The organism is Pseudomonas sp. HN8-3 (assembly GCF_020790195.1).
Lineage (GTDB): Bacteria > Pseudomonadota > Gammaproteobacteria > Pseudomonadales > Pseudomonadaceae > Aquipseudomonas > Aquipseudomonas synxantha_A.
The window spans coordinates 2,517,908-2,531,030 of record NZ_CP086206.1; the positions used below are offsets into that span (position 1 = coordinate 2,517,908).

The following is a 13,123-nucleotide window of genomic DNA, read 5'->3' on the forward strand; positions in this document are numbered from 1 at the left end:
AAGGAGTTACCCCATGACTTACAAGCGCTTGAACAAAGATGACGCCGTTGTCCTGCTGGTCGATCACCAAACCGGTCTGATCTCCCTGGTGCAGGATTTTTCCCCCAACGAGTTCAAGAACAACGTGTTGGCCCTGGCCGACGTAGCCAAGTTCTTCAACCTGCCGACCATCCTGACCACCAGCTTTGAAAGCGGCCCCAACGGCCCACTGGTTCCGGAACTCAAGGCACTGTTCCCGGACGCGCCGTACATCGCTCGCCCTGGCCAGATCAACGCCTGGGACAATGAAGAGTTCGTCAAGGCCGTCAAGGCCACCGGCCGTAAGCAGATCATCATTGCTGGTGTGGTGACGGATGTGTGCGTTGCCTTCCCGACCCTGTGCGCCCTGGCCGAAGGCTTCGAGGTGTTTGTGGTCACTGACGCCTCCGGCACCTTCAACGAGACCGTGCAACAAGCTGCCTGGGCACGTATGACCGCCGCGGGTGCGCAACTGGTGAACTGGTTCTCGGTGGCCTGCGAGCTGCAAGTGGACTGGCGCAACGACATGGAAGGCCTGGCCAACCTGCTGTCGCCGCGCATCCCCAACTACCGCAACCTGATGAACAGCTACTCGGCGTTTACTACCAAATAACCGGTTCTCGAAACTTGTAGGTAATCCCTGTGGGAGGGGGCTTGCTCCCGATAGCGGTGAGTCAGATATGGATTAATTGACTGACCCACCGCTATCGGGAGCAAGCCCCCTCCCACATCAGGTTTGTGGTGTGCCTCTTAACCCGCTATAAAACAGCCCATCGTCCACCGAGTAGCGACAATGAACCCCTTCGAAGACATGCGCCTGTTCTGTCAGGTCATGGAGTCCGGCAGTTTCACCGCCGCCGCCGAGCAACTGGGCCTGTCCAAGCAATTTGTCAGCCGCCGCCTGATCCAGCTGGAAGAACGCCTGGGCGTGCGCCTGCTCAATCGCTCCACGCGGCGCCTGGATGTCACGCCACTGGGCCAGAGTTACTACGAATCCGCCTTGCGCCTGCTCAGTGATGTCGAGCAGGTGGAGCAGGGTATTGCCGGGCAGAACAGCGAACCGCGCGGCACGATTCGCCTCAGTGCGCCGCTTTCGTTTGCCATGGCGCACTTGGGTTGCCTGCTGCCGCTGTTCCTGCAGCGCTATCCCGACGTGTCGGTGGAGGTTGATCTCAGCGACCGCCCGGTAGACCTGATCGGCGAAGGCTACGACTTGGTGCTGCGGATCGGCACCCTGGAAGACTCCACCTTGATCGCCCGCCGTATCGCCAGCATCCCGAGGGTGTATTGCGCCAGCCCCGATTACCTGGCTTTGCGCGGCACGCCGCAAAAACCTGACGACCTTGCCGACCACGACTGCCTGCCTTACGGTCACGGCCGCCAGGTGCAATGGCGTTTCAAGGGCAAGCTGCAAGCGCTGAATGTGAGCGGGCGCATGCGGGTCAACAACGGCGATTTGCTGCGTGACACCGCCATTGCCGGGTTGGGGGTTACCTACCTGCCGACGTTCATAGTCGGCGAGGCATTGAAGGACGGTCGCCTGGTCAGCGTATTGGACGAGTTCGCGCCCGAAGCCCTGACGTTGTCGGCGGTGTACCCCCAGCACCGGCAGAGTTCACGGCCGGTACAGGCGTTGGTCGAGTTCCTGCGTGAACGCCTGGCTGGCGGCTGCTGATAAGTGTGGGAGCAGGCAAGCCAGCTCCTGTACTTTGAATAGCGTCAGGCGTTTGCTACGTTGGTTAATTCAAGGCCCGCCACATACCGCTCCAGATTCGCCAGGAACGTATCCGCAATCTCCTCCTTGCTGTTGGTAGAAATCGCCGACGTATGCGGCGACAACCGCACCCTGGGATGGGTATACAGCGGATGCCCGTCCGGCAACGGCTCCGGCTCGGTCACGTCGAGCGATGCCAGCCCGATCTGCCCGTTATCCAGCGCCTCCAGCAGCGCCTCCTGATCCAGCAAGCCACCGCGTGCGATGTTGATCAGGTGCAGCCCCGGCTTGGCGCTGCCCAGCACGTCACGGTTGATAACGTGCCGCGTTGCCTCGGTCAGTGGTGCCGCCACCACCAGGTGGTCGGCGCGGGCGAACAGGTCGTGGATGTCAGTGGCGGCCTCCACGCCGGCGCTGAACGGAGCCTGGCTCTGACGCAGCGCGATCACCTTGAGGCCAAGGCCCAGGGCTTTTTGCGCCAGGCTTTCGCCAATCGCCCCAAAGCCCAAGATACCCAGGGTGGTACCTTTGAGCGGGCGCAGGGCGGTGAAATTCCACTGCGAGTCTTTCACCCAGATGTCCGGCAGATGTTTGGCGGCGGCAAAGATTGCTGCCAGGGCGAATTCGGCCAGGTTGTCGGCCGCGCTGCCCCGGGACGTGCTCACAGGCGGGCCGTTGAACAGCCACTGCGGGTAGAAGTCGATGCCCGATGACACCAGGTGCACCCATTGCGCGCCGTAGGGCCAGCCCGGTGGGGGCGTGTCGGGGGCGATATAGCCGCGCACATTGATCGGGCGCAACAGCAGGATATTGGCCTGGGGTGGCAGGTCGTTCGGCGCACCCACCGGCACACCGATCACCTGAGCTTGGGGGTGCAGCGGCGCCAGTCGTTCGCGAATGACCTGGTTGAAGTCTTCGTCCAACTGGCTGGCAATTATCACGTGGCTCATGGGCGCTCCTTCTGGTGTTGGGTAAACACGGCTCTGCCGACACCTTGCAGCACGGCGTCGTTTTGTGGGGTATGCACGCGGCTGCACAGCACATCGCGGTAATGCCGTTGCAGTGGGCTATGGCGTGACAAGCCTGGGTTGCCCGAGGCTTCGATGGCCAGCTCGACGGCGCGGATCGCGTTACCGGTCACCAGGTATTTCAATTGTGCGGCGTTGGCGGTCGGCGTGTGGCCTTGAGCGGCAGCCTCAAGCAGGCTGCGATTGGCGAACAGCAAGGTGTCGATATGGCCGACGGTTTCCTGAAAGCGCGGCAAAGTGGACAGCGCAGCACCCAGGTTGGATGGCTTGCGCTCTTGCAGCCAATTCACCAACCAGTCCCGCGCCGCCTGGGCTACCGCGTCGTAAACCGACGACAGCAGCACTGACATCCACAGCAAGCCTTCGCCATCCAGTTCCGGTTGCGGCGCGCTAAAGGGGCTGACGCTGACGGCGTGGTCCAGTGGCACCAGTACGTTGTCGAGCACCACCTCGTGGCTGCAAGTGGCGCGCATACCCAGGTGATCCCAGGTGTCGATGATGCTCACGCCGGGGCTGTCCTTGGCCACCAGCCAGGCGCCCACCAGCGGGTCTGCGTCGTCGCTGCGCGCCCATACGCTGAACCAGCTCAAGCCATGGCTGCCGGTGGAGTAGAGTTTGCGCCCGCTGATACGCCAGCCGTCAACGGTGCGCACGGCGGTGGTGGCGGGTAAACCGCCACGGGCCGGTGTGCCCAGGTCCGGCTCGACGCGCAGGGCATTGATCAGCGCACCGTTGCGCACCGCGTCCTCGGCGACGCGTACCCGCAGGTGCCGGGGCCAGGTTTTGCTGTCTTGCAGGCGGGCGTGTTGCAGGTACTGCATCACCAGGATCAGCGCCGTGGAGGGCTCGCCCTTGGCGACGGCGCTGATGGCCTTGCGCGCCTGTGCCAGGCTGGCACCGCCGCCGCCGAGGGCGCTGGGGACGGTGAGGGCGACCAGGCCGTGTTGGTGCAACAGGTTGAAGTTGGCGTGGGGGAAGGCGCCGCTTTCGTCATAGGCATGAGCGGTCCCGGCCAGTTCGGCGCTGAGGCGGGTGAGCGTGGTGTCGAAATCGACGACGTCTACAGCGCGTAGAGACGAGTGAGTCATCAGCATGTACTCGGTCAAGTGTGGGAGGGTGTCTAGCCTTGAGCGGGGCTCGCACTGCATCCCTCTTTAGCGCGAGGCCTGGTCGAGGGTGGCACGCTTGGCGTTAAAGCTTGGGTCGAAGCCTTGGGAGACATCGATGCGATTGGGCAGCAGTCCCTCTTTTACATACGTGTCGGCGGTGGCTTGCAGGCCGCTGATCACTGCGTCGTCAATCGCGACCGGCGACAGGTGAGTGTCCTTGGCCACTTCGATATGCACGGCCAGCGGCAAGCCGGTGATCCTGGCCTGGGCGGCGGCATACTCATCGGGGTGGGCGTTGGCCCAAGCGTAGGCGCGGTCAACCCGTGCGACAAAGTCGTCCAGTTGCGCGCGCTTGTCGGCAATGGCCTGGCCGGTCGCAGCGAAGTACAGGTGATTGCTCAGCACGTGTTTACCGCTGACCAGCACGCGAGCGTTGCTCTGTGAGGTGACCACGGTGGTGTACGGGTCCCAGGTGGCCCAGGCGTCTGCAGTGCCGTTGTCCAGCACCAGCCGCGATTCGGCAGGCAGCAGGAATATGAACTGCACATCCTGAGTGCTCAGGCCCGCATCGTTCAGGGCCCTGATCGCCAGGTAATGCCCGATGGAGCCGCGCCCGGTGACGATTTTTTTGCCTTTGAGATCGGCCGCGGTCTTGATCGGCGAGTCCTTGGGCACCAGCAGCGCGGTGGTGTTACGCCCTTGTGCATGGATGATGCTGATCACTTTGAGCGACGCGCCGGCGCCCAGAGCGAACACATAAGGAGCGTCACCAAGCGCGCCGACATCCACGGCGCCGGCATTCAGCGCTTCGCCCAAGGGCGAGGCCGAGGGGAATTCCGACCACTTGATTTCGTAGGGCACGTTGCGGGTTTCGCCAGAGGCTTGCAGCAGCGCCTTGATCGTGGATTTCTGGTTGGCCACGCGCAGCGGTTGCAGGTCAGCAGCCTGTACGCTGGACAGCAGGCCGAGGGCCAGGGCGGCGCCCAGTAGCAGGTGTTTGAAAGGGATGGCGTACAGCATGGGACACACTCCAGGCGTTGGATAAGGGGGATACCTCCACCTGGAGAAGGGGTCGGATAGGCGAAAACGATGCAGCAGCAGGTCAGATCACGTAGAAACCATGGGTGCCGTCGCGGGCCAGTTGCTCGACCAGGCCGAACTCCCAATCCAGGTAAGCCTGCATGGCTTCCCGTGGGTTGTCGGTGCCTTCGTAGGGGCGACGGTAGCGGTCGATACGCGGTGAGGCGAGGTGGGTTTCGCCTTCCTCCAGGGGCAGTTGCGCGGCGATCCAGGCGGCAGTGCCGTCCTGCAACACGAACACCTGCTGGCCGGTCAGCGCTTGCACCTCGGCCACCGCCAGGCGTGCCAATTGGCTGCTGCCGCAGGTCAATACGTAGCGCTGGGCACGCGGCACCTTGGCCAGGGCCTGGGGCAGTTGCGCACGCAGCACCCACCAGGCACCGGGGATATGGCGTTTGACGTAATTGGCGCTCGCGGTGAAGTCCAGCACCACGGTGTCACCATGGCCCAGCCAGTCGGCGAGGGTGTGCGGGCTGATCAGTTCGGCCTGGGGTGGCGCAGGCACTGGCGCGACCCACCCGCCGCGTTCGCTGAAGTGCTCGGCTTGCAGGTCATCCAGCACATGCACTTGCCAACCCAACTGAGCCAGCCAGGAGGCGGACATATTGGCACGCACGCCGTCATCATCGACCAGCACCAGGCGCGCACCGCGTACGCTGGCGACGTGGTCGGTTTCCTGCACCAGTTGCCCGCCGGGTGTGGCGCGTGCCCCGGGCAGGTGCCCGGCTTCGAATTCTTCCGGGGTGCGCACATCGAACAGGTAGGTGGTGCGCGTCGTGTCCTGCTGCCAGTGGTGTAGATCGTCAAGGGTGGCGCGGCCGACACGGGCCTTGTCGGCAACGCGGCGTGCAGCCTCGGCGGCGGGTTGGCGATGTTCCTCTGGCGTTGGCGCGAAGCGGCGGGCTTGGCTGTGGGCAAGTGTTTGCCCGGCCAGGGTCCAGCCGATGGTGCCGTTGCGTAGCGCCGCGACCGGGTTGGGAAGGCCGGCATTGATCAACGACTGGGTACCAATAATGCTGCGGGTGCGCCCGGCGCAGTTGACGATAATGCGCGTGGCCGGGTCTGGCGCCAGTTCGCGGGCGCGCAAGACCAGCTCGGCACCCGGCACGCTGATACCGGTTGGAATACTCATGGTCTGGTATTCGTCGAAACGGCGGGCATCGAGCACCACCATATCGGCCTGGCTGTCGAGCAGGGCCTGGACTTCTTCGGCGGCCAGGGATGGCGTGTGGCGCTGGCTTTCCACCAGCTCGCCAAAGGCTTTGCTCGGCACGTTGACGTCGATAAACAGCTCGCCACCCGCGCGGCGCCACCCGTCCAGTCCCCCCTCAAGCAGGCTGACCTGGGTGTAGCCCAGCTCAAGTAGACGTTCGGCAGCGCGGCTGGCCAGCCCTTCACCGTTGTCATACAGGGTGACCTGGGTATCGCGGCGTGGAATGCGTGCGTACACCTCCAGTTCCAGCTTGGACAGCGGGATATTGGCGGCGAACAACGGGTGGGACTCGGCAAACGGCGCTTCTTCACGCACGTCGATCAACGCCAGCTCCTCACGGTCCAACAGGGCCTGACGAATCTGGGCAAAGCTGCGGGTCGATACGGTGGTCATAGGGCAGGGCTCTTTTCTTTGGACAGGTCCCAGATGTTCGGGAGCGTGGCGTTGGAATAACCGGAGATAAACAATTTTTCGCTGCCGTCGGGCTGGTACACCGCACGGCGTACCGCACCGATATTAGCGCCGTATACATGGATGCTGATGGACACCTGATCGCGGTGGGCATTGCTGACCTGATGGATATCGCCGATCTTGGGCGATACCGCCTCGACCTGGCCCGGCAGCAGCTGGACGGGTGAGCCTTGCGCCACCAGGCTGCCGTCGGGCGCACGAGCAAAGCCCTGGGAAAACTCAGCGCCCCGCAACATGCCGATCAGCCCCCACACCCGATGGTCATGAATCGGCGTGCTTTGCCCTGGCCCCCACACAAAACTGACCAGGCTGAAACGCTGGCGCGAATCGGCATGCAGCAAAAATTGCTGATAGCGCTTGGGATCGGGCTGGGCGAACTCGTCGGGGAGCCAGTCATCATGGCTGACCAGTTGCGCCAGCAGCTTGCCGCCGCGGTGCAGCAGGTCGCCTTCACGTGGGTTGGCGTCGATCAATTCCGCCAGGGCGCCTATGAAGGCTCTGAGTCTCTCGGGGTGTCGGGCCTGGGGCATGACCATTCCATCGTGCTGTTGTGATGGGTTTATATAAGCATAATGTTTAAGGTTAATATGCTATTTTTTAATGATTAGCTTATAGCCACAGGTAATTTAGAACCGACGTGAATAGCGTTAGACGTTATCGATCCCAAGGCGGGCTATCCAGAGCGGTGCGCGACAACTATGCTTCACGCACATCTTAATGACTGATCTCTATGTGCGGCCCAAATGAAAATTGACGATATCGATGCCTTTGTCGAAGTGATTCGTTGCCAGTCCATCAGCCATGCCGCCGAGTCGTTGCAACTGACCCAGCCGGCTATTACCCGCCGTGTGCAGAACTTCGAGCAGGCGCTGGGGGTGGAGCTGTTCGACCGCAACACCAAACCCCTCAAGCCGACGCTGATCGGCACCCGCGTCTATGAACAATGCCGGCTGATCTTGCGTGAGATGGATGCCCTGCGCGAACTGGTGGCCACCGATGCACCGCCCACCGGCGTGTTACGCCTGGGCGTCCCGCAAACCATTGGCGATGTGGTGTTGCTGGATGCGCTCAAGCACCTGCGCACTGAATACGCCGACCTGCGCGCCCAGGTTGCCACCGGCTGGGGCAGCCAATTGGTCGGCAAGATCGAACGCGGCGAACTGGATGCGGCGGTGGCGTTGTTCCCGGCGGGCAAGATTTTCCCGGACAACGTTGTCGGCGAGTCCATCGGCAAGATGGAACTGGTGGTGGTCTGTGCCAAGGCGCAGCTGCCGAAGAAGCCTTGCAAGCTGGCGGACGTGTACCAGAACGGCTGGATCCTCAACCCGGATGGTTGCGGCTTCCGTGCCGGGTTGCAGCGCACCTTGTCGGACCAGGGCCTGGCGTTGCGGGTCAACCTGGAAACCTTCGGCACCGAGTTGCAACTGGGTCTGGTGGCGGATGGGCTGGGCCTTGGCCTGGTGCCACGTCCGTTGCTGGAACGCAGCGCTCAGCGCGAGCACCTGGCAGTGATGCCGCTCAAGGATTTCAAACCGGTGATGGATTTGTGGCTGATCTATCCGCACTTTCTCGGCAACCTGCAAGGGCCGGTGAATGCGTTCGGGCAATGGGTGGCGGCTTCTTTGCATAAGGTTCGGGAAGTGGCGTGATATGAAAAAAAATAATAATTAGCTTAGATTAAAATGTGCTTTTTATTATTTTTTTGCTTCCCCTAGGCTGGCCTGACGTCCTTAAGGCCATCCAGGAAGTTTTGTCATGAGCAGCGTCACCTCGCTATCGAGTGTTTCCAATACTGTCCGCCAACGTGTTACGCCAGAGGAATGGGAGGTGCGTGTCAAACTGGCCGCCGCCTATCGCCTGGCGGCCCTGTACAAGTGGACCGACCATATCTATACCCATTTCTCGGCCCGTGTGCCGGGGCCCGATGAGCATTTCCTGATTAACGCCTTTGGGCTGTTGTTCGATGAAATCACTGCGTCCAACCTGGTTAAGGTCGATCTGGACGGCACTCTCGTCGATGACCCTACGGGCCTTGGCATCAACTACGCCGGTTATGTGATCCACAGTGCCATTCACGGCGCGCGCCACGATTTGCAAGCGGTGCTGCACACCCATACCCGCGACGGCATTGCCGTGTCGGCGCAGAAGGGCGGCTTGCTGCCGATCTCCCAGCACGCCATTGCGTTCTCAGGGCGCGTGGCCTACCACGGCTATGAAGGCGTGGCCCTGGACCTGGACGAGCGCGAGCGGCTGGTCGCGGATTTGGGCGACAAGAGCGTGATGATCCTGCGTAACCATGGCTTGTTGACGGCGGGTGTCAGCGTCGAGCACGCCTTTCAGCAACTGCAAGGCCTGGAGCGCGCGTGCAATATCCAGATTGCTGCGCAGGCGGCGGGGAATGCCGAGTTGGTTTTCCCGCCCGCAGAGGTGGTAGCCAAGGTCGAGCAGCAGGCCAAGGTGTTCAGCAATGGGGAAGGGCCGGGCGTGGCACGGCATTGGAATGCGCTGGTACGCCAGTTGGAGCGCACTGATACCGACTACAAGAACTGATCCTGAGTGCGCAGCAAATCAAATGTGGGAGGGAGCAAGCCCCCCCCACATTGTTCTTAAGCCACTTGCTGGGCCTGTTCCCTCTCTGCGACCAACTCGCGGGTGAGGGGAATCAACTTCTTGCCATAGTCGATCGCATCATTGAGCGGATCAAACCCGCGAATCAGGAAAGTGGTAATCCCCAGGTCGTAGTAATCCAACAGTGCCTCTGCAACTTGTTCTGCGGTGCCCACCAACGAAGTGGAGTTGCCCTGCGCCCCGAGCAACCCGGCGATCCCGGTCCACAAACGCTTATCCAGCCGCGACCCCTGTGCCGCCGCCGCCAGCAACCGCCGCGAGCCTTCATTCGGCGGTTCACGGCGCACAAAGCCATGCTGCTCGGCCAGTGCTGTGGCCTGCTGCAGAATCTGCTCGGCACGTTGCCACGCCAGTTCCTCGGTCTCGGCGAGGATCGGCCGTAGAGACAAACTGAAGCGAATCGTACGCCCGTGCCTGGCCGCTTCTGCCCGCACCTGGGTCACCACTTCGCGTACCTGTTCATAGGTCTCCCCCCACAGCGCATACACATCCGCGTGCTTGCCGGCCACTGCGATCGCAGCAGCTGAGGAACCGCCAAAGTACAGTGGAATATGCGGTTGTTGCGGCGACTTCACCGTGGAGTGCGCGCCTTGCACTTGGTAGTACGTGCCGGTGAAGTCGAAGGGATGCTCGCTGGTCCATTCCTGGCGCACCACGCTCAGGTACTCGTCGGTGCGCGCATAGCGTTCATCCTTGCCGATATGACTGCCATCGGCACGCAGTTCGTTGTCATCGCCACCGGTGATGATGTGCACGGCGGTACGCCCTCCGTTGAACACATCCAGCGTGGCGAACTGGCGGGCAGCCAGGGTGGGCTGGGCAAAGCCCGGGCGGTGGGCGATAAGAAATTGCAGTCGGGTGGTGACGCTGGCCGCATGGGCCGCGATCAACGTGCTGTCCGGGCTGTTGGAATGGAATGCCACCAGGGCGCGGTCGAACCCCGCCGTTTCGTGGGCACGGGCGACGCTTTCAACGTAGTCCGGTTGCAGAGTCGGGCCGCTGCGCGGGTGGATTTCCGAGGCGTGATGGCCGCCGATATAGCCGATGAATTCGATGCTCATGGTCAGGTCCTTGTCGAGGTCGGTAAACAAGCCTCCACCGGGCAGGGGGTCGGTCCGTCGCATGAAAGTAGGGCTCACGGGCGAATCTGTAAAATGCCGATTGGTTCTAACCTAATTATAAAATTAAAGAATAATTATGATTGATTATTATAGAAGCTGTTTTTTGGCTTCGATCTCAAATGGAGAGCGTTTATAGATAAGGCCTCTAAAAAACTGTTCTCGGACGTGGCGCATTTCTAATGCCTCGCCTTGGCTCGACAGCGCCTGCAAATGAACTACCTTGAGTGACGAGCCCTCCCAATCGGTACTCAAGTATGCGCACGTTATGGACGCGATATCTGGCGTTGCTGGACAACGACCTGAGCACACAGATCTTCGACAACGTAAAGAACCTGCTGGTGTGCGCGCTGTTGTTCGCAGCGGGGACCAATACGCTGGTGGGGCAACAGGAGTTGTTTATCGGGGTGTTCGCCTCCAACGTCGCCGGTTGGGGGTTGATTATCCTGTCGACGCTGTTGATGTTGCTGAACGTCAGTGACGGCATTCGAAGGCTGGCCAAGTTGCGCTATCACCTGGCGCTACAACTGTTGTTGATCCTGGTGTACGTGGTGGTTGCCGAGCGGGTGGTAGAGATTGTGTGGGGCTTCCGCGCCCATTGACGTATCCTGCGCGCCTGGTTTTTCACTGATTCAAACAAAGATGACAGGACAAGATATGCAGGCGCTGCTCGAGTCGATTCTCGACGAAGTGCGCCCCCTGATCGGCCTCGGCAAAGTGGCCGACTACATCCCTGCGCTGGCCGACGTGCCCGCCGACCAACTGGGCATTGCGGTCTACGGCAACGATGGCACGGCTTACAGCGCCGGTGATGCCGACACACTGTTCTCGGTGCAAAGCATCTCCAAGGTCTTCAGCCTGGTGCAGGCCATCGATCACGGCGGCGAAAGCATCTGGGAACGCCTGGGCCATGAGCCCTCAGGGCAACCGTTCAACTCCATGGTGCAACTGGAATTCGAACGCGGCCGCCCGCGCAATCCGTTTATCAATGCCGGCGCTCTGGTGATCTGCGACATCAACCAATCGCGCTTTGCGGTGCCGATCTTGTCGATGCGCGACTTTGTACGGCGCCTGTCGGGTAACCCGCAGATCCTGGTCAATAGCGTGGTCGCCGAATCCGAAGCCCAGCACGGTGCGCGCAATGCGGCCATGGCCTACCTGATGAAATCCTTCGGCAACTTCCATAACGATGTGGACGCGGTGCTGCACAGCTACTTCAACTATTGCGCGCTGCAGATGAGCTGCCTGGACTTGGCCCGGGCCTTCAGTTTCTTGGCCAATGAAGGCGTGAGTGCCCACAGTGGCGAGCAGATTTTGACAGCGCGCCAGACCAAGCAGGTCAACTCGATCATGGCCACCAGCGGGCTGTATGACGAGGCGGGCAATTTTGCCTATCGCGTTGGGTTGCCGGGCAAGAGCGGGGTAGGCGGGGGGATCGTCGCGGTGGTACCGGGGCAGTTTACGGTGTGCGTGTGGTCGCCGGAGTTGAACGCGGCAGGGAACTCGCTGGCGGGGATGAAGGCGTTGGAATTGTTGAGTGAGCGGATTGGGTGGTCGGTGTTCTAGGGGCGAGTGGAACGCTGATCAACAGGCGCTATAAAAACACAATGTGAGAGGGGGCTTGCTCCCGATCGCCGTGTGTCAGATATAAATTAATTGACTGACGCACCGCTATCGGGAGCAAGCCCCCTCCCACATTTGCATCTTCAGTGTTTTGGGGAGTGGTGTACGGCCTGGCTTTATGTGGCGGGGCAGGCTTCATCCAGGAGTTTGTCTACCAGCAACTGCGCGCCTTCAGCATCCGGCAGATGCCCAGCGTTCATCCAGGCTGCCTGCGTCATCCTTGACGATCTTCGCGAGCAAACTCGCTCCTGCAGGAATCTAGCGACGTGGCTTTTTGAGGCGCGGCACAATCATGCCCACCTCACGCCTGTAGCGTCGATACCGCTCACCAAACAGCTGCACCAGATCCCTTTCTTCGAAACGGGCACCCACGAACAAATAAACCGACATCCCCAGCGCAAACAACAGATGGCCTGCCGTCATATGCGGGGTTGCCCAGAAAGCGATCAAAAATCCCAGGTACATCGGGTGACGCACGACACGGTAGAACAGCGGCGTTTTAAATATCGCCGCCTTTTGTGGGGTGTTTCGCCAATGATCAACGGCCTGTTTTAACCCGAACAGCTCGAAGTGACTGATCAGGAAGGTTGCCAGCAACACCATGCCCCAGCCCAGCCAGAACACACCTGACAACAGTGCCTTGGCCCAAGCCGCTTCAACCTCCCAGACGGTGTATGGAATGGGTTGCCACAGCCAGAACATCAACCCAAGCACCAGGCTGCTGAGCAGCACATAGGTGGAACGTTCAGCCACGGGGGGAATGAGTGTGGTCATTGTGTTCTTGAAGCTTCTACGTGCCATGAGGCTATGCTGGGCAGCGAACAGAATCATCAGCAGGCCGTTACTCAGCGCTGCAAGCGGCCAGTTGACAGGTTGCCCATCGTTAATGGCTTTGGGCACCAGCACGCTACCAGTGAAGCCTATAAGGTATAAAAACACGGTCAGGAAAATCAGATAGCAGGCAATGCTGTAGAGCAGCCAGGCCAGATGTACCGTGAGGTCGTTGGTTTGTTTTTGCGGACTCATGACGATTCCTTTCGCACATGGTGAGGGGATAAGTGAGTCAGACTAGTGGAATTTGTGCGGCCCTTAACCTGTGAGAATTGACAGTTGCTTAGATG

The 13,123-nt window shown here is 61.0% G+C and carries 13 protein-coding genes; 6 read left to right on the forward strand and 7 right to left on the reverse strand.

Annotated features, from left to right (window positions below; translation table 11 throughout):
- Positions 1-13 precede the first annotated feature (13 nt).
- Together ycaC and LJX92_RS11125 are read left to right on the forward strand one after the other, a co-directional pair.
- Entirely contained in the window at positions 14-631 is a 618-nt protein-coding gene (gene ycaC / locus LJX92_RS11120; RefSeq protein WP_032876257.1) for an isochorismate family cysteine hydrolase YcaC, read from the forward strand.
- 180 nt (positions 632-811) lie between these two features.
- Complete coding sequence (locus LJX92_RS11125; RefSeq protein ID WP_005787668.1) at positions 812-1,693, forward strand: LysR family transcriptional regulator; 882 nt, start codon at positions 812-814, stop codon at positions 1,691-1,693.
- Between the two features lie 44 nt (positions 1,694-1,737).
- Here the strand turns inward: LJX92_RS11125 and LJX92_RS11130 are convergent, their stop codons facing one another.
- From LJX92_RS11130 to LJX92_RS11150, 5 genes are all read right to left on the reverse strand, one after another.
- The gene (locus LJX92_RS11130) at positions 1,738-2,682 is read right to left on the reverse strand and encodes a D-isomer specific 2-hydroxyacid dehydrogenase family protein (protein WP_032876254.1); all 945 of its coding nucleotides are present in this window, start codon (positions 2,680-2,682) and stop codon (positions 1,738-1,740) included.
- Complete coding sequence (locus tag LJX92_RS11135) at positions 2,679-3,848, reverse strand: acyl-CoA dehydrogenase family protein (protein ID WP_228309763.1); 1,170 nt, start codon at positions 3,846-3,848, stop codon at positions 2,679-2,681. Before LJX92_RS11135 ends, LJX92_RS11130 begins: the two co-directional genes overlap by 4 nt.
- Positions 3,849-3,914: 66 nt before the next feature.
- Positions 3,915-4,889 carry an ABC transporter substrate-binding protein gene (locus tag LJX92_RS11140; protein ID WP_103734400.1) on the reverse strand — a complete coding sequence of 325 codons (975 nt, stop codon included), beginning with the start codon at positions 4,887-4,889 and terminating at the stop codon, positions 3,915-3,917.
- An 82-nt stretch (positions 4,890-4,971) separates the two neighbouring features.
- On the reverse strand, positions 4,972-6,555 hold the full coding sequence (locus LJX92_RS11145; RefSeq protein ID WP_032876248.1) for a rhodanese-related sulfurtransferase: 1,584 nt from the start codon (positions 6,553-6,555) through the stop codon (positions 4,972-4,974).
- The gene (locus LJX92_RS11150; protein ID WP_103734398.1) at positions 6,552-7,163 is read right to left on the reverse strand and encodes a cysteine dioxygenase; all 612 of its coding nucleotides are present in this window, start codon (positions 7,161-7,163) and stop codon (positions 6,552-6,554) included. Before LJX92_RS11150 ends, LJX92_RS11145 begins: the two co-directional genes overlap by 4 nt.
- A gap of 213 nt (positions 7,164-7,376) precedes the next feature.
- On the opposite strand from LJX92_RS11150, the gene LJX92_RS11155 reads away from it, so the two are divergent.
- On the forward strand, positions 7,377-8,282 hold the full coding sequence (locus LJX92_RS11155; RefSeq protein ID WP_228309764.1) for a LysR family transcriptional regulator: 906 nt from the start codon (positions 7,377-7,379) through the stop codon (positions 8,280-8,282).
- Positions 8,283-8,388: 106 nt separating this feature from the next.
- Positions 8,389-9,183: a class II aldolase/adducin family protein gene (locus tag LJX92_RS11160; RefSeq protein WP_005787679.1), complete on the forward strand. Its 795-nt coding sequence runs from the start codon at positions 8,389-8,391 to the stop codon at positions 9,181-9,183.
- A 56-nt stretch (positions 9,184-9,239) separates the two neighbouring features.
- Here LJX92_RS11160 and LJX92_RS11165 read toward each other — a convergent pair whose 3' ends face one another.
- Complete coding sequence (locus LJX92_RS11165; protein ID WP_228309902.1) at positions 9,240-10,322, reverse strand: LLM class flavin-dependent oxidoreductase; 1,083 nt, start codon at positions 10,320-10,322, stop codon at positions 9,240-9,242.
- Between the two features lie 314 nt (positions 10,323-10,636).
- On the opposite strand from LJX92_RS11165, the gene LJX92_RS11170 reads away from it, so the two are divergent.
- Complete coding sequence (locus LJX92_RS11170) at positions 10,637-10,981, forward strand: hypothetical protein (protein WP_032876239.1); 345 nt, start codon at positions 10,637-10,639, stop codon at positions 10,979-10,981.
- Between the two features lie 55 nt (positions 10,982-11,036).
- Positions 11,037-11,945 carry a glutaminase B gene (glsB, locus tag LJX92_RS11175; RefSeq protein ID WP_103734397.1) on the forward strand — a complete coding sequence of 303 codons (909 nt, stop codon included), beginning with the start codon at positions 11,037-11,039 and terminating at the stop codon, positions 11,943-11,945.
- A 315-nt stretch (positions 11,946-12,260) separates the two neighbouring features.
- On the opposite strand, the gene mddA is transcribed toward glsB, so the two are convergent.
- Entirely contained in the window at positions 12,261-13,028 is a 768-nt protein-coding gene (gene mddA / locus LJX92_RS11180) for a methanethiol S-methyltransferase (RefSeq protein ID WP_078821123.1), read from the reverse strand.
- Positions 13,029-13,123: the final 95 nt, after the last annotated feature.